A 19817-nucleotide genomic window follows, 5' to 3' on the forward strand; every position below is an offset into this window, starting at 1 on the left:
GTCGCGGTCCGCTGGCTATGGTGACGCCCATGGGGGAACTCGACGGCCAGGCGAGGCTCGCGGCGGAGCAGCGCGCACGGGTGGTCATCGACCGTCAGCTGGTAGACGCCGGGTGGTCCGTACAGGACAACAAGGACCTCAACCTGTTTGCTGCCGAGGGCGTCGCCTGCCGCGAGGTGGTGATGAAGTCCGGCCACGGCAGGGCCGACTACGTCCTATACGTGGACAAGAAGGCCGTGGGCATCATTGAGGCCAAGCCGGAAGGTACAGCCCTATCCGGCGTCGAGTGGCAGTCAGGCATGTACGCGGAAGGCCTCCCGGTCGACGTGCGCCTCCGCGCGCTCACCGTCGCCGGCCGTCTCCCGTTCGTCTTCGAGGCCAGCGGCACCGAGACCCACTTCACCAATGGCTACGATCCTGAGGCGAGGGCCCGCCGGCTCTTCAGCTTCCCCAAGCCGAGCACGCTCGCCAAGATCCTGCGTGACGCAGACGCCAACCCGGACCAACCGACGTGGCGCGCCAAGGTCCGGCACCTCCCCGAACTAGACACGGGCGCGCTGCGCCCTGCCCAGATCACCGCCATCACCGGCATCGAGCACAGCCTCGCCAGCCAACAGTTCGACCGGTCTCTGGTACAGATGGCCACTGGCGCCGGCAAGACCTTCACCGCCGTGACCACGGCCTACCGGCTCCTGCGCTATGGCGGCTTCCAACGGATCCTGTTCCTCGTCGACCGGAACAACCTCGCCGAGCAGACCCTCGCGGAGTTCCAGAACTACCGCACTCCCGGCGACGGCCGCCGCTTCACGGAGATCTACGGCGTCGACAAGCTGTCCTCCGCCGGCATGCTCGGCTCCTCCAGCGTCGTCGTCTCGACCATCCAGCGCGTCTTCAAGGCCCTCAAGAACGAAGAGGTCACCAGCGGCGATGACCCGGGTCTTGACGACTACGTCCCCGACGCACCGGTCAACGTCGCCTACAACCCGGCCATGCCGCCGGAGACGTTCGATCTGGTCATCGTCGACGAGGCCCACCGCTCCATCTACGGGGTCTGGCGTGGCGTCCTGGAGTACTTCGACGCCCACGTCGTCGGCCTCACCGCTACTCCCGGCAAGCAGACCTTCGCGTTCTTCCGCCAGAACCTCGTCTCCGAATACACCTACCCCCAGTCGGTCGCCGACCGGGTCAACGTCGACTTCGACCTGTACCGGATCCGCACGGAGATCTCCGAGAAGGGCGGCAAGATCGACGCTGGCCTCTTCGTGCCCAAGGTCGACCGCCGCACCCGCAAGGAGCGCCTCGAGCAACTCGAGGAGGACTACGAGTACACCCACAAGCAGCTCGACCGGGCCGTCACCGCCAAGTCCCAGATCCGGCTCGTCCTCGAGACGTTCCGCGACCGGCTGTTCACTGAGATCTTCCCCGGCCGATCCACCGTCCCGAAGACGCTGATCTTCGCCAAAGACGACGCCCACGCCGAGGAGATCGTCACCACCGTCCGAGAAGTCTTCGGCAAGGGCAACCACTTCGCCGCCAAAATCACCTACGCCGCCCGCGACCCCAAGGGCCAACTCCAGGCGTTCCGCACGTCACCGTCACTGCGGATCGCGGTCACCGTCGACATGATCGCGACCGGGACCGACGTCAAACCCCTCGAGTGCGTCTTCTTCATGCGCGACGTCCGCTCCGCCCAGTACTTCGAGCAGATGAAGGGCCGCGGCGCCCGCACCATCGCCCCCGCCGACTTCCAGTCCGTCACGCCTGACGCGACGGCCAAGACGCGATTCGTCATCGTCGACGCCGTCGGGGTCACCGAGCACGACTTCGTCGAGCCGCCGCTCAACCGGGACAAGGGTGTTCCGCTGAAGAAGCTCCTCGACAAGGCCGCCGCACTGTCCCTCAGTGAGGACGAGACGGCCACCCTCGCGTCCCGTCTCGCGAAACTCGAACTCGAGCTCACCCCGGAGGAGCGCACCGAACTCGACGATGTCGCCGGCACGCCTGTGCGCGACATCGTCCGAGGCCTCGTCGACGCCGTCGACCCCGACACCCAAGCCCACGCTGTCCAGGACGCGACCGACCCAGCCGCTGTGATCCAGGACCTCCTCGACGAGGCGATCGAGCCGCTCGCGGCCAACCCCGAGCTGAGGGCCCGCATCCTCGAGCTCCGCGCCACCCACGACCGGATCATCGACGAGGTCAACCAGGACACCCTCATCGACGCCTACGGCGTGGTCGACACCACCAGAGCGAAGTCCATCGTCGAGTCCTGGACTGCCTACCTGACGGAGCACCGCGACGAGATCACCGCTATTCAGCTCGCCACCGAGGCCAAGGAACGACGCATCGCCTTCGCCGACATCCAGGAGCTCGCCGACCGGATCTCCCGACCGCCGCACAACTGGACCACCGACCTCATCTGGGACGCGTACGCCGCCGTCGACGTCGACCGGGTGCGGCACAGTGACCACCACACCCTGACGGATCTCGTGTCCCTGCTGCGCTATACGGTCGGGGTCGACCACGAGCTCGTCCCATACGCCGACCAAGTCCGGGGACGGTACGCCGCGTGGCTCGCTCAACAGGAACAGGCCGGAACGACCTTCAGTCCCCTCGAAAGGTGGTGGCTCGACCGCATGGTCGAAGTGATCGCATCCTCCGCCGGCATCACCGCCGACGACCTCGACCAAGCACCGTTCACCGACAGGGGCGGTATCGACGGCGCCCTTCGCGACCTCGGTGACCGCGCGGGCGATCTCCTTGACGAGTTGAATTCGGAGCTCACTGCGTGAGGTTCAACCACGGATGGCCAGTCAAGCGTCTGCAAGACGTCGTCGAGATTCTGGACCACCGGCGCGTCCCGGTTAAAGCGAGCGAACGCGCACTTCGAGCGGGCACGGTCCCCTACTACGGAGCAACCGGCCTGGCAGGGACAATTGACGAGCCGATCTTCGACGAGCCCTTGGTGCTGCTCGGAGAGGATGGTGCGCCGTTCTTGGACCCCTATAAGCCCAAGGCGTATCTCATTGACGGGCCAGCGTGGGTCAACAACCATGCGCACGTCCTCCGGGCGGGCCCGCTACTCAACCGCAAGTTCATCCGGTACTACCTTGACTACTTCGACTACCGCGGCTTCGCCAACGGCACCACGCGCCTGAAGCTCACGCAGGCGGCCATGAAAGCCATCCCAGTGCCCGTGCCTAGCCTGCAGCACCAACGGCAAATCGTCGACATCCTCGAAGACCACATCTCTCGACTCGATGCTGCAGCCAGCTATCTAGATGCGGCGACCCGTAGGTCAGAGATGTACGTTGCTTGCCATGCCAGCCGCGCCCGCTCGGGGACCGAACTCCCCTTGGACGAAATCGCAGTCATCCAAGGGGGGATACAGAAGCAGCAACGTCGGGCTCCCGGGGAGCACGCGTTTCCCTTCCTGCGCGTCGCGAATGTCACAGCGAACGGCCTCGATCTGCAGGAGATTCACAAGATCGAGCTCTTTGGCGCCGAGCTCGACCGACTCAGACTCCGAAAGGGCGACCTACTCGTAGTTGAGGGAAACGGTAGCCCGTCTCAAATCGGCCGCGCTGCGATGTGGGACGGGTCAATCGAAGACTGCGTGCACCAGAACCACCTGATCCGCGTACGTCCCAAGCACATGCTGCTGCCGGAGTACCTAGAAGCCGTGTGGAATTCGCCAGAGAACCGAAGGACTCTCACTGCTGTGTCGAGCTCAAGCAGCGGACTGCACACTCTGAGCGTAGGCAAGTTGAAGAGGCTGCGCCTTCCAGTTCCGTCGCTCGCGGAGCAAGAGAAGGTAGCGTCCAGGCTCATCGACGCTCGAGCGTCTCGCGCTCGCCTTGTGCACCAGCTGGCGGCCGAAATGGCCCGAACTCGGCAGCTCCGTAGAGCCGTGTTTGCTGCCGCGTTCTCCGGAGAGCTGACGGGGACCAACACGGATATCGGAAGACTCGAGGAGTTGGCCGGTGTCTGAGCGGAGCGAGTGGTGACCATTCCGGACTTTCAGACCCTCATGCGCCCAGTGCTGGCGCATCTGGAAGACGGCCGCACTCGGCGCTCGAGAGACATCAAGGATGCGATGGCGGACCAGTTCGACCTCACCGAGGCCGAACGTGCGGCCATGCTGCCGAGCGGACGTCAACGCACCATCGACAACCGTGTCGGCTGGGCGCTGTCGTACCTGACACAGGCCGGACTCGTCGCCAAGCCGAGCCGAGGTCAAGTCGTCATCTCCGATGAAGGGCAGGCGGCATTGAGTGCCAACCCTGACCGCATCGACATGAAGACCCTCGAAGCCTACCCTTCCTACCTGAAGTTCCGGGAGCGCACTCGAAAGGCGCCCACCTCGCAGACGACGGTCGACACGCCACCCGTCGCCGAGGCGACCCCCAGCGACTTGATCGAGCAGGCCGTCTCAACGAACCGCGCCGCCGTCGAGGGCGAGGTGCTCCAGAGCGCTCTGGCGCTCTCACCGACCGGCTTCGAGGACTTGGTCATCCGACTCCTCGAGCGCATGGGGTACGGCAAGGCCGGCTCCGTCGAACGCACCAGCGCCTCCGGTGACGCCGGGGTGGACGGCATCATCAGCCAAGACCCCCTCGGCCTTGACCGGATCTACGTCCAGGCGAAGAGGTATGCCGAGGACCGGACCATCGACCGACCCCGTATCCACGAGTTCGCCGGAGCACTCCTCGGAAAGCAGGGCGACCGCGGCGTCTTCATCACCACCTCCCGGTTCTCCAGTGGCGCCAGACAGGAAGCCGAACGGATCAACGCCCGCATCGAGCTGATCGACGGCTCAAGGCTCGCCGAGTTACTAGTGGCCTACGGCGTCGGCGTCCAGGTCGAACAGACCGTCACCTTGTACCGCCTCGACGAAGACTTCTTCGACACCCTTTGAGCAAGAGAGACCGACTCACATGACTGACCCTCGCCGGCTTGTCGACAAGCTGTGGTCCTACTGCGACGTCCTGCGCGATGACGGCGTCGGGGTCATCGAATACACCGAGCAGCTGACCTATCTGCTCTTCCTCAAGATGGCCCACGAGCGCGCCACCCGGAAGCTCAAGCCCGAGCAGATCGTTCCCGACGAGTACTCGTGGCAGCGACTTCTAGACGCCCAGGGCGACCAACTCGAGATCACGTACACACGCATCCTCGTCGGGTTGGCCCGCGAGCCCGGCGTGATCGGAACGATCTTCCGCAAGGCCCAGAACCGGATCCAGGACCCGGCCAAGCTCAAGCGGCTCATCGTCGACCTGATCGACAAGGAGAACTGGTCCCAGTCCGGCACCGACATCAAGGGCGACGCCTACGAGGAGCTGCTCTCGAAAGGCGCCTCGGACAAGGGTTCCGGGGCCGGGCAATACTTCACCCCTCGTGCGCTCATCCAGGCCATCGTCGACGTCATCCGTCCCACCGTGGCCGACACGGTCGTTGACCCGGCTTGCGGTACGGCAGGGTTCCTCCTCGTCGCTCACGAGCACGCCGCTCACGGCGCCGAGTCGATGACCCCGACCGAGCGGGACAAGCTGCGTGATGGCCTGGTGCGTGGCTACGAGCTCGTGGACGGCACCGCTCGCTTGGCGGCCATGAACCTGCTCCTGCACGGCATGGGCACGGCGAACGGCGACTCCCTCATCGAGGTCCGAGACTCCCTCATCGCCGACCCCGGTCACAGGTGGTCCGTGGTCCTGTCGAACCCGCCGTTCGGGCGAAAGTCGTCCTTGACCATGGTGGGTGCCGACGGCCGCGAAGTACGTGAGGACCGCGAGATCGAGCGCCAGGACTTCGTCGCGACCACGAGCAACAAGCAGCTGAACTTCGTACAGCACATCATGACGATCCTCGACACGAACGGCCGTGCTGCCGTCGTGCTGCCGGACAACGTCCTCTTCGAGGGCGGCGCCGGCGAGACCATCCGCCGCAAGCTCCTGACGGACTTCAACCTGCACACCATGCTCCGGCTTCCGACCGGGATCTTCTACGCCCAGGGCGTTAAGGCCAACGTCCTCTTCTTCGACAAGAAGGTCGCCCGTCCCGGGCAGCCCTGGACCGAGAAACTGTGGGTCTACGACCTGCGCACGAACATGCACTTCACCCTCAAGCAGAACCCACTCCGCCGGGCTGACCTCGATGACTTCGTCTCCGCTTACCTGCCGGGAGCGTCGACTGGCGAGCGGACCGAGTCGGAACGGTGGAAGGCCTTCACGTACGACGAGATCACCGCCCGCGACAAGGCCAACCTCGACATCACCTGGCTGCGCGACGAGTCCCTCGAGGACCTCGACAACCTGCCCTCCCCGGACGTCATCGCCCGCGAGATCGTGGAAGACCTGACCGCAGCGCTGGCTGAGTTCGAGGCCGTGGCATCGGCGCTCGAGGCACAGCTCGCTACGGCGGCTGAGGGGTAGCTCAACGTGTTCGGTCAGATGGGCGGTGTATGGCACGTGCTGGCCGCCGACCAAGACGGGGTCTGGTCAACGCGTTGCGGTGAACTCGCCGGGCTAGACCTGCTCGAGGATGCGGAACCCTTGCTCCCCATGGGGGCTTCCCGCTGCCGGGCTTGTAGGAGTGCTCCCGTGCCGTCTTCGCGCCGACCCATCCCACGCCAGCGCAGTGCGGGTGGCTGCCGTGACTGCCAGGGTGTTGGGACGCAGGGCCGCTTCGACGGGTACTGCGGTCTGTGCGCCCTCCGACATGGCTACCTGAGCTGCACGAAGTGCCGGGTGCCGTTCAAGCCATCAGGTGGTTCGGCCAAGACGGCCGGCCGAGGGCGATGCCGAAGTGCGGAAGGCAGCGGCGGGCCCAGCCGTCGGTGTGGATCTCGGCGCAGGCCGGCGCGCCCGGCCTCGCCCGGAACCGCTGAGCCCAGCACCGGCTCCCGGCTCATGCCTGCGCACTGACCGGCGACGACGAAACGACGGACGCCATCGCGGCGTCCCGGTGTGACGATGGTGTCCGCGCATCACAGCAGGTCAGGGGGGCGTGGAGGAGCCTGGACGCTGTCGGACGCCTGAGCGGCAGGGGACCGGCCCGTGTGGTCAAACGGGCGACTCGGTGAAGGGCGCAAGCCATGTCACTTCTCATCGTGGCGCTGCTGCCGTCCCAAGGCGTCCGTACGCGTCCACCCCGGCCTGACCTGCAAATATGGCCGGACACCGCAGGCATCGTTGGACGTCTCGAAGGTGTCCGCCGCCCGGTCCTCGAGCCGGTCCCCGGCATCGACGCTGCGTGAGGCGCCGGGAAGCTGCGTCCCCTGGTCATGGTCCAGGGCGACAGCGCGCCGCGGTGCCTCGACTTTCGGTGCCCGGTGGGAGGCATGCCGCATGCAGGTTAGGCGACCTCTGTGCCCCATCTGTCGTACACCGATGACCGAAGACGATGGCACGAGGACGAAGAAGGGCGATCCGGTTCACGCCTTCTGCCTCGAGCAAGCCCGTGCTGCGGGTGCCGGCTCGCCAGCATCCAACCGGCCGGCCAAGGTTGGGACTCGGCCCAACACGGCAGGCCTCACCGCCACGCGGCCCGGGCGCTGTCCCATCTGCCTTCGTCTGTTCGCGGTCGGCACGCCGATCGGCAAGTGCGTCGACGGGCAGTGGGCCCACGCCTCCTGCTCCGCTGCCCAGCAGGCCGCGGCCAGGAACAAGGCGGCGGTCCTCGCCGGCGAAACCTACCGCTCGCGTCGGCAGACCACCTGGCGTCGAGGCGCGTCGCCCGGAAGCTCGCTAAGGAAGACCTGACGAGGCGGGGCGGCGGGCGCCACTCATGTGCCCAGTGCGCGCGTAAGCGGGTCCCCACCTGCTGACTTGCGCGGTCCTCCGTGGCGGTCGCCTCGCGGCCGCTTCCGGCTCAGCACCTCGAACTTGGCCTTCGGGCTCCCCGTTCTTGGCCTCGCCGTCGACCGAGCATCACGATGCTGACCAGCAGGGCCCACAGCCGACGCCACGACCTGGGCCGATGCCGCGTGTCAGCCGTGGCGACACTCTCCCGAGCGGCCTGCTCAGCCTCCTCGGCCGCGCGCGCCTTGTCCACGGCGATGTCGTTGTCGAGCAGCGGCGGTAACACGTGGTCGAGCCCGTGGCGGCGACGTGTGGCGATGAAGCCGAGGCCCGAGAGACCCGCAGCCAGAACGGCAGCCGTAACGACCAAGCCGATCACAGCGTCCGGCGCTTTCGACGAGGCCAAGGTGGAGACGACGAGTGTGTAGACGGCGAGCACGATCCCCACCACGAACGACACCTTCTCGGCGAGCCGAAGGGAGCGCCACGACTCTTCAGCCTCATCTTCCCCGAGATGGGCTCTGACGTACCGGACGCGCCCAACGGCGCGCTTGCTCCACGGCTGCTGGAACGCCACCCATGCGGTCATGACACCGATGGGCCCAATGCCGAGCGCCATCCCGGCAGTGAGGAAATCGGGCGTCACGAAAGGACGCAGGGCGGGCTGCGTCATGACGAACAACCAGGCGGTGGCCAACACCGCACAGCCGACCGCGCCCAGCCAGGCGAGCACGTCGAGCCTCGTCGCAGCCGGAAAATGGATCATCGAGACGAGGTGGAGCGTGCGTGACTGGACGGCCTCGGCGAGTTCGGTGTGCTCCTTGCTGCCGGGCTGCAGACGAGCGAGGAGCTCCGTGTCCGAGGCTAGGTCCTGACGCACCCGGCGTGTGGTGAGGAAGGCCGGCCCGAGCGTGACTCCGAAGAACGCGATCACGGCCGGCACCACGTATGGGATCAAGCCTTTCAACACGTCGACGCCCACTGCCATGCCTCCCCTGTGACCTGTGCTGTCCCCGGCATCCTGCCGCATGAGGAGCGTTCGGCTACCAGAAGAGCAGCGGCGCGGCGCCACGCGAGACAGGACCCGGCCTTGCAACCCACGACATGCAACGCCGGCGCCTCAGACCCCGAGCGTCTCACGGTCCTCGGCCGACAACACCACCGTCCGAGGTGCCCACGCCTTCGGCCGCTTCGCGCGATCGTCCAACCCGAGCAGCCGGCACCGCGCCATGATCACGGCGCGGACCTCCCGAGCGGCCTCTACGTCGCCGGACATCGCCTTGTCCCACAAAGCGGCCTGCAGCGCGTCAAGTCGTGCCAGCTCGAGGTGCTGGTGGTTCTCGACGGCGTCCGTGCGGTCGCGTGCCAGCGCGTCGTGGACGATGTGGTGCACCGTGCCGCGGTTGGCGTAGCCCAGCTCGTCGGCGATCTCCTGGTAAGTGAGCCCCTCCGTCGCCAGCTGGACGGCGCGCGCCTGGCGGGCAGAGGCCAATGCGCGATTTCGGTGCCTGCCACTGACGAGGGGGATGGCTGCGGGAACGCTCATGAGAACCATTCTCGGCCGACTGGACGGCTGGGCTGTGGACGACTCGCCCCGGCAAAGCTTCCCTGGCCTCTCAAGCAGGCAACGCCACCGCACGGGCGCGACAGCGCAAAGCAGGAGTCGGGCGTGTCCTGAGCTTCTGACGGGAGGTCCAGCGCCACCATGGCCCGATGGAATGGTCCGGGGTCATCACCACTGTGCTCGGCGGGGTTCTTGCCATCGGCGGCGGCTTCGCAGGTCAGTGGTGGGCTGAGCGCAATTCGGCCGCTCGTGAGTTGAGAGAACGCGAGCACGAACGGGACGTCTGGGCTGGGAGTCTAAGGTACGAGGCGCACGTGGGCTTCCTCGGGGAGTACGACCGTCGGTACGACATCGTTCGGGCGGCCAAGGAACTGCCGGAGGACGGCTCTGAGGCCCCGGATGACTTTCTGGTCCCGCTGTGGGACCGGTACCAAGCTGTCCGTCGTCTGCACAGAGGCCACGGCAAACGCTGGCGAGCGGGCGCGGTCAGCGATGGCTGCTTACACCTTCCGCGATGGAACGTGGGAGGACGTGGAGTACGAACGGGACCGGTATCTCGCAGCTGTCCGCCAGGAGTTTGGGCTTCCTTCGGTGCCCATTATGGGCGACTGAGCGGTCCACTGCATCGGTGCTATGGGGCACGACGCGAGCAGGTTTGGAGTCCAATCACGTGCTGGCTGAGGCTCTCCTCCTAGGGCACCAGCACGAGACTCATGACAACCATTCGCGCCCACCTGACGCTTGGCCGCTGTGGGTCATCCGGCGACGGACTCGAACGAGACGTCGCCGGTTGCGACGTCGAAGGCGGCCAGGAGCACGTCGGGTCGCAGCCGGCATCTTCGAGTCGACGACGCAACAGGGCGAAGTTGAACCGGGGCTTCGCGGCGTTCGCGAAGACCCCGACGTAAGCCTCCGGCACCGGACTGTCCGGGTCTGCGGCCTCGGCTGAGTAGCCGGGCAAGACCCGACCGCGGGTTGGGCGCACCGTCGGGCAGGTCCCGGGCCGCAAGTGCGGAACGGCGGGGCAGATGAACGATTGGCTGGCGCAGGATCAGCATGTCGACCATCAGGTTGCCGAGGGGCCTGAAGTGCACGCCGGCTCCAGGGCCCAGGTATCGGGCGCCGAAGTCGACTTCGCGCACCACATGCAGTGGGGTCAGGCGGCCGATCGCGAAGTGCGCGAGCCAAGCCTGGTAGGTCGCCTCCGGAGCACGGTGTCGCCGCACTGCGCGGCGAGGTCGCCCCAGGCCGCCTCGAAGGCACGGGCGTGCTCCTCACGGGTCGTGTAGGCGGGCGGGGCGGGTGGACCTGCTTGGCCTCAGTCTGGCCAGAGGCCGCGGCCGCGCCGGCGCGGCTGGCCAAGAGTGGAAGCAGTCGGCGCTGCCACTCCGCAACGTCCACGACTCCGCTGGACATACCACCGTGCGAAAACTCCTCGCGGTAGACCGGCTGGCTGCCTTCCGGAAGCGGAACGAGCGTGACGTCGACCCCGACGATGGCCTCGAATGCGTCGGACAACAGGCGCTCGACTGCCTCGTGGCCCTGACGGACGGGCGTCGCTGCCAGTCGGGTACGCATCGCGGCCCAGACATGCGGGTCCCCACGCAGACCCCACTGCTCTGGTTCGAGCGCGAACAGGTCGCGCATCATTTGGGGCGCTCCACTCTCCCTCCTGCTGCGACTGTGGAGTGACCCTACGGTCCGGATGGGGGGCGGCGGAATGCGGTGACCCGCCAAGGACCCGAAGGACGGGCTCACAGGACCCCATGAAGACCCGGCTGGCGTATGCACTGCGACGGACCTTCGGGTCCTGTGCTCGTCACCCGATCCGCGTGAGCAGCTCAGCCGAGAGCCACTGCTGCACCAGGACGCGGTCGGTCTCGATGATGTACGCGACGAGCGCGAACCATGCGCCGTCCCGCTGCTGCCACTCGACGACCATGCCTGGATGGGGGCCGGGGGCGTCTGGTCCGCCTCGGACCCAGCAGTGCCTGCGGCTCGGCGGCGTGGGCGGGATGGGGTGCCCGTGCCCACGCCCTGGTCCGCCGGCCATGCCACCAGTCTGGCGCAGAATCGAACTGCTGTTCGACAGGACTGCGCAATCTAAAGACCACACCCTGTCCCCAATGACGCGCCGGCTGAAGACGTGGGTGCGTCAAGGCTCGAAAGACGCGGAGACCTTCGGACCACCATGAGCGACTCTGTGGAACATGGCCGGGGCCTGAGGGTGGCCTGCTCTACCGGCGCCTACCAAGCCCTGGTAGCCCGCCGCGCAACGCTCGTATGGAGACACTTTCCTCGTCGCCACGAAGGCTGATGTGCGGTGCTGGAGCGCGACGGGGAGCCTCAGGTGCAATTAGACGAGCGCGCAGGCCATGCCCCTCCATGACCTCCCTGCCGCTCATTGGACATACGGCAGTCACGCCTGACCTGGGGTGCGAGTACACCGCACCCGTGCGGAGGTTTACCTTTGTTACTGCGCCGCACTCAGGGCAGTCAAACCTCTCCGCGTCCGGGTTGCGCATGTGACTCCATCTCAAAGGCATGTCTAGGGATAGCCGTATCGTCGCACCGCCAGCTCCGAGAAAGGCCTGTTTGGACAGATGTCCAAGAGGCACTTTCCATCCGTGGCGACCGCACCCTTGCCCTCCGGTGGAATCCCGGAGCGCGAGCATGTGCCGTTGAGGGCCATGCCGACGCCGGCGGAGCCGCGTGTTCTGTGACGCCGTCGGAAGGGCGCCGCTAACGGTAGGTTCGGCGGTGTGACTCTTCCCGCGCTCCTTCCTGAAGCCATCCGAATTGCGAGTGGACCCGTCTTCCACTACACCTCGGCCAGAGGTCTCATTGCTGTAGTGCAGTCTGGGAGAGTCTGGGCGTCCGAGGCGTCCAGTCTCAACGACCGGGCCGAGGTGCGGCAAGGATGGGACTCCATCCAGTCCCACCTTGAGGACCACCAGGACAGCGATGCCGGCAGGTGGCTGATGGACCTAGCGTCTGACGGTCATCACAAGAAAGGGCACGACGTCTTCATGCTCTGCGCATCTACTCGAGGCGATGACGCAAATCAGTGGCGACTTTACGCCGCAGAGGGTCGCGGCTACGCCCTCGAACTGGACAGCAGCGTGCAACTGGCGGCCTTCTCGGAGAAAGCCCCAACTAGGCCAGGCGGCACTGGGGGCAAGAGGCTGCCGTTCAACGCGATCACCAGTTCGGCAAGCGTCACGCCGTGGATGCACGTTTTATACACGGACGATGAGATCGCCAGAGTCGTCGACGAACTCGTGACACGGGCCGGGGCAAGGCTTGAGCAGGTTGATAGGGAAACGGACAGCGAAGCTAAAGACTTTTACGGGGAGCAGGTACGAGACGACGCTCACGAGGCGCTTGAGGGTATCGCGCACCTAATAAAGTCGCCTGGCTTCTCAGGCGAGAACGAGGTCAGGGCCGTGGCGACATTCGCTTGGGGGCGGGACCATGTTGGGTACCGTGAGAGTCCTACGGGAGTTGCCGGGTATGCCGTGTTGACATCTGCCCCCGATGGACGGGGGGACATCGTCTGCGGACCTCCGCACATCCCTTCGCTGCCGATCGACGGCGTGCGGCTCGGCCCCCTGCTTGCGGAAGAAAACATTCCGACAATCCAGGGTCTGTTGAGTCAGCACAATCTACGCGATGCCCGGGTGGACCAGTCGGCGGTTCCCCTTCGGTGAGCCAGTAGGCCGTATGTGACCCGACCACCCGGCATGGGGGCGCCGCCGGCGGCGCCTAAAGCCCGCCTGTTTCCGGGACGGCTCGAGGCCAAGAACGGCTCGGCCTGAAACCGTGGTTGTCCCTCGGGGAGTCATGGCCCGCGGGCTGTTGTCTGAAGCTTGCGGGCGAGCCCGCCTCCAGCCGCCTGCAGTTACGGCCCGTTCACTGGGCAAACATTGGTCACAGTCGGAACCACGAAGGAAACGAGGGCATGAACGGCGTGTTCGTCCAGCTGAGTGCGGTTTCGGTCGTAGCGCATGGTGGTGCGTGGCTCGCTGTGCCGGGCCAGGTCCATGACCTTTCTGAGCGACGCGCCTGCCTCCAGCGCGTTGGTGATGGCGCTGTGCCGGAGGACGTGGGAGTTGAAAGGGAGGTCGATGCCCGCCCGCCGCCCTATCGTGTGCACGATGGTGTTCAAGCCTGATCGGCCCAGCGGCAAGCCATCAAGGCGAAGCAAGATCGAGCCGTCGGTACGGTCGCCCACAGCGGCATCCAGAGCACGAAGCACTGGTACCGGAAGCGGCATTTGGGCAGGCAAACCGGCCTTGCCTATGAACTCAAGGACCCGGGGCCCGCGGACCGTCTGCTGGTAGTCCCCAACCTCCAGGGAGCAGGCTTCGCTGGCGCGTAGGGCCATGCACCCGAGCAGGAAGGCGGCGGCGTAATAGCGTCCGCCCATGGCGGTTCCCGCCGCTAGGAAAGCAGTCAGTTGACTCCGGTCGAGCCCCAGGGTGTCACTGGGCCGGTAGTAGTAGCGGGGCCTTCGCGCGTGCACGGCGGGATCTCGGTCAATGGCGCCTTCGTGGTACCCGAAGCGGTAGAACCCACGGACCGGGCACAGGGCCGTGGCCACGCTCGAGGGGCGCATGCCCAGTTCGATGTGGAGGTGGTGGACGTAACGCTCGACATGTGCGCGGGTGACGGCCAGAGGCTCGTACGCCTGGAGCGCGCACCACTCGAGGTAGCGATCGAGGTAGTACGTGTACAACTTCCGGGTGCCACCGACGTAGGGCATCAGATACTCATCGCGGATCACTTGAACGTCTGGGTGGAGGATCATCTATCCCATGCAACTCTCGCCGCGGTTGGGCGCGCCAGAGCCCGCAGCCCCCCTGTGACGCGAAGCCATGACAGGAACTCGTCCAGTCGAGCCGGGTCGTCGTTCGTAAGGTGAACGACAGAAAAAGGTCCTCCGCAGGAGGAGTTCTTTGTTGTTCACCTTGTGACGCTTCATCCTGGGCGTGAAGGCAGAAGCGTTGAACCACGCCCAGCCGGACCCCTTGCGTGGCTGCAGCTCAGGAGTCCCGGGATCGCTCACGGCGGCCCAGGGTCTCAACCACTCCCTCAGGTCCCGCAGCTGCGACGGCTCGGCTCACCACGCGGCGAATAGATCGAAAGCCTTGGGCCGCAATGCAATTCGATGCTACAATAGCACCACGAGGCACAGGGATAACCACGTCCAGACGGACTGGAGAAACCCCCTCACACGAGTTCACGAAGGGCTCGTCACATTCGGTGGCGGGCCCTTTCGCATGCCCGGACTTCGCCCGGGCCCCATCGAAAGGAAGGCCCATGACCGCACCACCAGTCACCCTGCGCAGCCCCGCCGAGCTGCTCGCCGTCATCCCACACCTGCTCGGCTTCGCGCCACGGCAGTCCGTCGTCGTCGTGGCCATCCGCGACAACAAGATCGGGCTCACCCAACGGATGGACCTCCCGGACCTGGATCGCGTCGAGGAGGTGGCCGAAGCACTTGTCCGGCACCTGCACAAGGACGCAGCTGAGGCTGCCGTGCTCGTCGGCTACGAGGACACCCCGGCGCAGAGCCGGGCCCTCGTCGACGCCCTCAGCGACCGACTCGTCGCTCGCGACGTTTCGGTCCGTGACCGAATCGTCGTCCACGGCGGGCGCTGGCGCTCCCTCGACTGTGACCGCCCGTCCTGCTGCCCACCCGAGGGAACACAACTACCGGCGGCCACTGGAGTCTCCTCGGCAGTCGCGGAGTTCATCGGCATAGGCAGCGCCCCCCTCTCGGACCGGCAGGCCTTGGCAGACCAGGTCGAGCCCGGCCCGGCCGCCGGTGAGGTCGCGGAGCTGCTGCGGCGGGGACGGCAAGAGGGAACGGCCCTGACGGACAGCGCAGCCCGAGACCGACTTGCCCACGCGTGGGCCCGGCTTCTCACCACCATGCCAGGGCCGATCAGCCCTCAGACGCCGCCGTCGCCCTGCAGTCCCTCCGGGGGTCCATACGCGGGACGGCATCACCTGGCTGCTCATCCCGGACAGCCTCCACTTCGAGGCGCTGCCAGCCGACACCCAGGCACTGGTGCGCCGCATCGCCGCCGTTCGCGCAGCCTTCGGACCGGAGGAAGCGGAGCTCAGCGTCGGCAACGTCAAGGCCAGGCTCATCGCCTTGTGCCAGCACGCGCCCGACGAGCACGCTGCAGCGGCGCTGACCGTGCTGGCGACGTGCTCGTGGTGGCACGGTGACGGCGCGCTCGCCCGAGTGGCTCTCGATCGGGCACTGCGCTGCGACCCGGACTACCGGTTCGCCCAGCTGCTCACCCTGATGCTCGACGAAGGCATCCGACCCGAACGACCCTGACCGCCGACGCACCCCTCCCCCAAGGCCTGCCGCACGACGCAGCGGGCCTTCGTCATGCCCGGAGGCAGCCGCGCCCCTGGGCTTCAACCAGAAGGAGATTCACCATGTTCACCGCAACCATGGACGGACGGCTGTACGCCGTCCCGACTCCACCACAGCAGGAACGGTTCGCGCTGCTGCTCCGCCTCCGACGGGCCGCCCGGGCTGCCCTCGACGCCGTCCTCGCCCTCCCGCGGGGCGCTGCCGGCTGGGTCCTCCGACAGGCCCGCACCTTGCTGTCGGCACTGGGTGGCAACCCCACCGTCCGGCGCCTCAGCGCACGACTCGTCAGCCTCGGTGAGCTCCTTAGGTCCGTCGGGCCGGTCACCGCCGCGGCCGCGGTATTCAGCATCCCCGCCGTCTGGAACGCAGCGGTCCGGGTCGGACGGTTCGTTGCGTCCAAGATCGCTGCGGGTGCGAGTGCCCTGTGGCAGCAGACCCGTTCGCTTCTAGGGAAGTGCGGTCCGACCGGTATCCGCGTCGCCACCGGCCTCGCCAACGCCGGCACGGTCGTCCGCCGGGTCATCGTCGCGGTCGTCGCTCACCCGGTCACCCAGAGCGTCGTGCGCGGCGTGGCCGCTGTCGCTGGCCTGGTCCGGCCGGTCAGCCAGACCACCGTCCTGCACCGGCTCCTGAGTCGACTCGTCAGCGCGTCTTGGATGCGCTGGGCCTTGGAGCTGTTCCTTCTGCCGCTGGTTCTCGCTCCGAGCCTGCTCGCGGACCTTTTGACTGGACTGCGCCTCAGCGCACCGTTCAGAGGCTCGGCGTCACGTCCGGCCCCGTCGACGCCTTTCGCGGCAGCGTCCGAGCCCGCTTTTACGGAGGAGGGCTGGGCAGCGGCGGAGTCGAAGGCACCCGGTGTGTGGGTTGATGGGCTCGTTCCACGCAACCGGGCCGAACGACGGGCCGCGCAGCAGGCCCAGGCCCACGCCAAGCGCAGCCGCGCCCGGCACTGACCACGCCGCCCAATCGCAGGAGGCTCGCCGCCCGTCCGCGGGTCTCCTGCCGAGGCTTAGAGGAGAAAAGAACCATGCTCATCGTCCTGTCTGTTGCCGCGGCCGCGACCCTTGTCGTCGTGGCCTACGCCAAGCTCCGAGAACAGGAGCCCGAAACTGCGACCGTGGGCCTACGGGCCGTCCGCGACCTCGCCGACGTCGTCATCGTTTGCGTCCGGGCCGTCGAAGGCGTCGTAGACGTCCTCTCGAGATCGAACAGCCGCAACGCAAGTACCCCTCCAAGGAGTTGGGATTACGGCTCCGAGTACGAGGACCTATATGACCAAGGAGACTAAGCGCTGTGTGGCGGGGGTGAGCGCGCTGGCGCGAAGGCGTTCTGGCTTGACGGCTGCCGTGCCCAGTTTGGACGTACAACGCCTTAATCTCTACCTGTGCCACACGTACTAGCACCCTTCACCAAGTGGTTTCCGGCGCAGCAGTGGCCAACAGTGCCGTGTCCGACATGCTCCGCAGGGCGTCTCGTCCCACAGGAGGACGGCGTGCCAAGGCATGAGCGGAGTGCCTCGGCGCGGAAGACGTTCATAGTGAGCGAGGATCCGATGTCGCTCGACGGGACCTTCGCGGGCTGGCTCCGATGCGCGAGCTGCCACGAACGAGTGGCCGTTGCCGGCGACTGGTGTGTGGATTACGACGTCATCGTGAATGTCACCGAGGACTATGGGTCTTACTACGACGCGTACAAGCTGCGGTACGCCCAACCGCCCCTGCAGTTGCTGATCTGCCCCAAGGGTGTCCCTGAGTCGGTCATGAACTCTGTCACGGCAGCGGGCGCGCTCGTTTGGGTCGATCCCGCCGCGGCCGCCAACCGGCTCCGCCTCGCAACTGAGGAGCTTCTGACGGCGCTCAAGATACCTCGGTACACCACCGGCAAGAAGCGGAAGAGACTCACAACTCATGAGCGCATCACAAGGCTAGAAGTTGGCCGTCCCGATATCGCTGAGGCGTTGATGGCGGTCAAGTGGATCGGAAACGAGGGCAGCCATCCCGGGAAGATCGAGGCGAAGGACGTCCTTGACGGCGCTCAAATGTTTGAGCATGCGCTGGCCCTCAAGTACGGCAGCGAGCAAGACCAGATTCGCAAGCGCATCCAGGAAGTGAACAGAAGAAGGGGCCTCCCCAGGCGCAAAGGTCACTGAGAGACCGGCCGCGACGGACCTCATGCGTCTCGTTGACCTGTCCGATGGACACCCGAGCGACCGGTTGCTGGACTCACTCCACAGTGCGAAGCCAGTAATCCGTCTCGATGCCCTCCCGCTCCTCAAGGGGTGCCACCCACACATCGGGTCGCGTGCCGCGCTCTACCACCTCCTCGAGCGCCGTACGCTCCCAGACGATTCCCACGTCACTGTCATCCCGGATCCGCCCGCTGTACACGCCCACCAAGTTCCAAGCGGGACCGCGGGCACGCCGACCGTCGACCGCGGTGTACTCAGTTTGGGAATCAGCGAAGAAAACGACAGGCGAACCCGACTGCCCCTTCCTGGTGCGGCAGTCGACCAGGATGCACGGCATATCTCTCCAATCAAAGCTTGGAGGCCAGGCGATGGTACCCCTCGTCCACACCCCGAAAACACTTTCCTCCAGCGGATCGAATCCCAGCGGAAAGCAATTACATACACCGTCCCAGTCACATCGAGGCGCGCCACATCTGACTTGAGGGGGTAGGACACCAAGTCCACATGTCCCTCGTCTGCTCCCCAATCCAAGGGCACCGCGACGACGTCTACCGTACGTCCCAAAGTTGGGTGTTCCAGCCAGACGGGCTGTCCGTCGAGGTCGCCAAGCTCGACAACGAATTGCTGATGAAAGCCCGCTCTCTCGTGCTGCATTGGGACCGTGCATCGAAGGGCCGACACGACACCAGGCCCCGGTTGGTCGTCATCCGATCGTTCTCCGCCGGTCACGACATGGCGGTTAGTGATGAGAAACGTGCGACCTTGGCGATTCTTCACGAAGAAGCCGGTTGCGCGACCTGCTACCTGTCCCGTGGGGCTCAAGCCCTCGACGAACTGAGAGCCGTAGTGGGGGACCTCCATGACGTACGAGCGCACGCCGTCCATGCCGTTATTCCTCACCATGGCGCAAGTGTGGTGGAAGCGGGCTCATTCACGAAGTGGTGCAGTAACGAGCGCTTCTGAACACCCAGCCGCCCCCACCTCCGACGAGGCGGGGGCGGCTGTCCTTTTCCCATGTCCACAAACAACGTCTCAGAAGGAGGCACACCCATGAGTACTGAGGCGATCACCCTGGCTACCTGGTCGGCTACGCCCGCGTATCGACGCTCGAGCAGGACGCGGCCTTGCAGCGCGATGCTCTCCAGGCCGCTGGCTGTCAACGCATCTTCACCGACAAGGCCTCGGGAAAGCTCGAGCACCGGCCGGCGCTGGACGTGATGCTCGATCAGCTTCGGCCAGGAGACACCGTGGTGGTGTGGAGGCTCGACCGTCTGGGTCGCAGCATGCGGCACCTCATCGACGCGGTGCAGACGCTCGAAAGCCGGGGCGTGGCTTTTCGTAGCCTCACCGAGAGCATCGACACCTCCACGCCAGGCGGGAAGCTCATCTTCCACGTGTTCGGCGCCTTGGCCGAGTTCGAGCGTGACCTGATCCGCGAGCGGACCTTGGCCGGCCTGGCAGCGGCCCGCACTCGTGGTCGCACAGGTGGTCGACCGACGGTCTGGACGCCCGAGAAGCTGGAGGTCGAGCGGATCATGTACGACAGCCGCCAACACGACGTCGCCTCCATCGCTCGCGTGGTGGGCGTGAGTCGGGCGTCGGTGTATCGGGCCCTCGCGCCGGCCGATCCGCAAGAACCCACCGCTTGACCAACTGGTGCCGGCTCCTCTCGTCCTTGTGACGGGCGGAGCCGGCGAGGCAGGCCTTTCTTGCGTTCAGCAGCAGTTCCACAGGGCCAGACTTGTCGGCCTTGGACGCAACGTCACTTCCAAAACCCGGAGCACTCGTTACGACTGCGACCGGTCAAGTCCCTTGTGGTGGTGTAGCGCTGCGTGATTCTTGATGGTGGTCAGGCGGTGAGGGCGGGCA

At 66.2% G+C, this 19817-nt stretch carries 15 protein-coding genes and 1 pseudogene; 12 read left to right on the forward strand and 4 right to left on the reverse strand.

Annotated features, from left to right (window positions below):
• The first annotated feature begins 29 nt into the window (after window positions 1-29).
• From ABD979_RS15190 to ABD979_RS15205, 4 genes are read left to right on the forward strand one after another with little or no spacing between them, the layout of a single operon-like run.
• The gene (locus ABD979_RS15190) at window positions 30-2792 is read left to right on the forward strand and encodes a type I restriction endonuclease subunit R (RefSeq protein WP_345508329.1); all 2763 of its coding nucleotides are present in this window, start codon (window positions 30-32) and stop codon (window positions 2790-2792) included.
• The gene (locus ABD979_RS15195) at window positions 2789-3991 is read left to right on the forward strand and encodes a restriction endonuclease subunit S (RefSeq protein WP_345508330.1); all 1203 of its coding nucleotides are present in this window, start codon (window positions 2789-2791) and stop codon (window positions 3989-3991) included. Before ABD979_RS15190 ends, ABD979_RS15195 begins: the two co-directional genes overlap by 4 nt.
• A gap of 12 nt (window positions 3992-4003) precedes the next feature.
• On the forward strand, window positions 4004-4918 hold the full coding sequence (locus ABD979_RS15200) for a restriction endonuclease (RefSeq protein WP_345508331.1): 915 nt from the start codon (window positions 4004-4006) through the stop codon (window positions 4916-4918).
• Window positions 4919-4937: 19 nt separating this feature from the next.
• Window positions 4938-6431 carry a type I restriction-modification system subunit M gene (locus ABD979_RS15205; protein WP_345508332.1) on the forward strand — a complete coding sequence of 498 codons (1494 nt, stop codon included), beginning with the start codon at window positions 4938-4940 and terminating at the stop codon, window positions 6429-6431.
• Window positions 6432-7869: 1438 nt separating this feature from the next.
• On the opposite strand, the gene ABD979_RS15210 is transcribed toward ABD979_RS15205, so the two are convergent.
• The 3 genes from ABD979_RS15210 to ABD979_RS15220 all read right to left on the reverse strand — a co-directional run bounded on the left by ABD979_RS15210 (window position 7870) and on the right by ABD979_RS15220 (window position 11305).
• Entirely contained in the window at window positions 7870-8787 is a 918-nt protein-coding gene (locus ABD979_RS15210) for a hypothetical protein (protein ID WP_345508333.1), read from the reverse strand.
• A 132-nt stretch (window positions 8788-8919) separates the two neighbouring features.
• Complete coding sequence (locus tag ABD979_RS15215) at window positions 8920-9345, reverse strand: helix-turn-helix domain-containing protein (protein WP_345508334.1); 426 nt, start codon at window positions 9343-9345, stop codon at window positions 8920-8922.
• A gap of 1837 nt (window positions 9346-11182) precedes the next feature.
• Window positions 11183-11305, reverse strand: coding sequence for a hypothetical protein (locus tag ABD979_RS15220; protein WP_345508335.1), 123 nt, complete (start codon window positions 11303-11305; stop codon window positions 11183-11185).
• An 820-nt stretch (window positions 11306-12125) separates the two neighbouring features.
• Between ABD979_RS15220 and ABD979_RS15225 the strand changes: the two genes are divergently transcribed.
• Window positions 12126-13073, forward strand: coding sequence for a DUF2971 domain-containing protein (locus ABD979_RS15225; RefSeq protein ID WP_345508336.1), 948 nt, complete (start codon window positions 12126-12128; stop codon window positions 13071-13073).
• A gap of 191 nt (window positions 13074-13264) precedes the next feature.
• Here the strand turns inward: ABD979_RS15225 and ABD979_RS15230 are convergent, their stop codons facing one another.
• Window positions 13265-14173, reverse strand: a complete 909-nt coding sequence (locus ABD979_RS15230) for a tyrosine-type recombinase/integrase (protein WP_345508337.1) — start codon at window positions 14171-14173, stop codon at window positions 13265-13267.
• A 512-nt stretch (window positions 14174-14685) separates the two neighbouring features.
• Between ABD979_RS15230 and ABD979_RS20095 the strand changes: the two are divergent.
• The 7 genes and pseudogenes from ABD979_RS20095 to ABD979_RS15265 form a co-directional block, all read left to right on the forward strand.
• A pseudogene (locus ABD979_RS20095) lies at window positions 14686-15210 on the forward strand (DUF4192 domain-containing protein); the annotation flags it as partial.
• Window positions 15211-15439: 229 nt separating this feature from the next.
• Window positions 15440-15718, forward strand: coding sequence for a DUF4192 family protein (locus ABD979_RS15240; protein WP_345508339.1), 279 nt, complete (start codon window positions 15440-15442; stop codon window positions 15716-15718).
• Between the two features lie 104 nt (window positions 15719-15822).
• Complete coding sequence (locus ABD979_RS15245) at window positions 15823-16713, forward strand: hypothetical protein (protein WP_345508340.1); 891 nt, start codon at window positions 15823-15825, stop codon at window positions 16711-16713.
• Window positions 16714-16787: 74 nt separating this feature from the next.
• A complete protein-coding gene (locus ABD979_RS15250; protein WP_345508341.1) occupies window positions 16788-17048 on the forward strand; it encodes a hypothetical protein in 261 nt (86 codons plus the stop codon).
• A 204-nt stretch (window positions 17049-17252) separates the two neighbouring features.
• Window positions 17253-17909 carry a DUF4145 domain-containing protein gene (locus tag ABD979_RS15255; RefSeq protein ID WP_345508342.1) on the forward strand — a complete coding sequence of 219 codons (657 nt, stop codon included), beginning with the start codon at window positions 17253-17255 and terminating at the stop codon, window positions 17907-17909.
• Between the two features lie 609 nt (window positions 17910-18518).
• Window positions 18519-18911, forward strand: a complete 393-nt coding sequence (locus ABD979_RS15260) for a hypothetical protein (RefSeq protein WP_345508343.1) — start codon at window positions 18519-18521, stop codon at window positions 18909-18911.
• 116 nt (window positions 18912-19027) lie between these two features.
• Entirely contained in the window at window positions 19028-19597 is a 570-nt protein-coding gene (locus ABD979_RS15265; RefSeq protein WP_345508353.1) for a recombinase family protein, read from the forward strand.
• The last annotated feature ends 220 nt before the right edge of the window (window positions 19598-19817 follow it).

It is taken from the genome of Terrabacter aeriphilus (assembly GCF_039542985.1).
Classification (GTDB): domain Bacteria; phylum Actinomycetota; class Actinomycetes; order Actinomycetales; family Dermatophilaceae; genus Terrabacter; species Terrabacter aeriphilus.

Bases quoted from the DNA above. Each gene is read 5' to 3' on its own strand.
- ABD979_RS15210 (WP_345508333.1), bottom strand. From the start codon at position 8,787: ATGGCAGTGGGCGTCGACGTGTTGAAAGGCTTGATCCCATACGTGGTG.
- ABD979_RS15220 (WP_345508335.1), bottom strand. From the start codon at position 11,305: ATGGTCGTCGAGTGGCAGCAGCGGGACGGCGCATGGTTCGCGCTCGTC.
- ABD979_RS15250 (WP_345508341.1), top strand. From the start codon at position 16,788: ATGCTCATCGTCCTGTCTGTTGCCGCGGCCGCGACCCTTGTCGTCGTG.
- ABD979_RS15215 (WP_345508334.1), bottom strand. From the start codon at position 9,345: ATGAGCGTTCCCGCAGCCATCCCCCTCGTCAGTGGCAGGCACCGAAAT.
- ABD979_RS15190 (WP_345508329.1), top strand. From the start codon at position 30: ATGGGGGAACTCGACGGCCAGGCGAGGCTCGCGGCGGAGCAGCGCGCA.
- ABD979_RS15205 (WP_345508332.1), top strand. From the start codon at position 4,938: ATGACTGACCCTCGCCGGCTTGTCGACAAGCTGTGGTCCTACTGCGAC.
- ABD979_RS15230 (WP_345508337.1), bottom strand. From the start codon at position 14,173: ATGATCCTCCACCCAGACGTTCAAGTGATCCGCGATGAGTATCTGATG.
- ABD979_RS15245 (WP_345508340.1), top strand. From the start codon at position 15,823: ATGTTCACCGCAACCATGGACGGACGGCTGTACGCCGTCCCGACTCCA.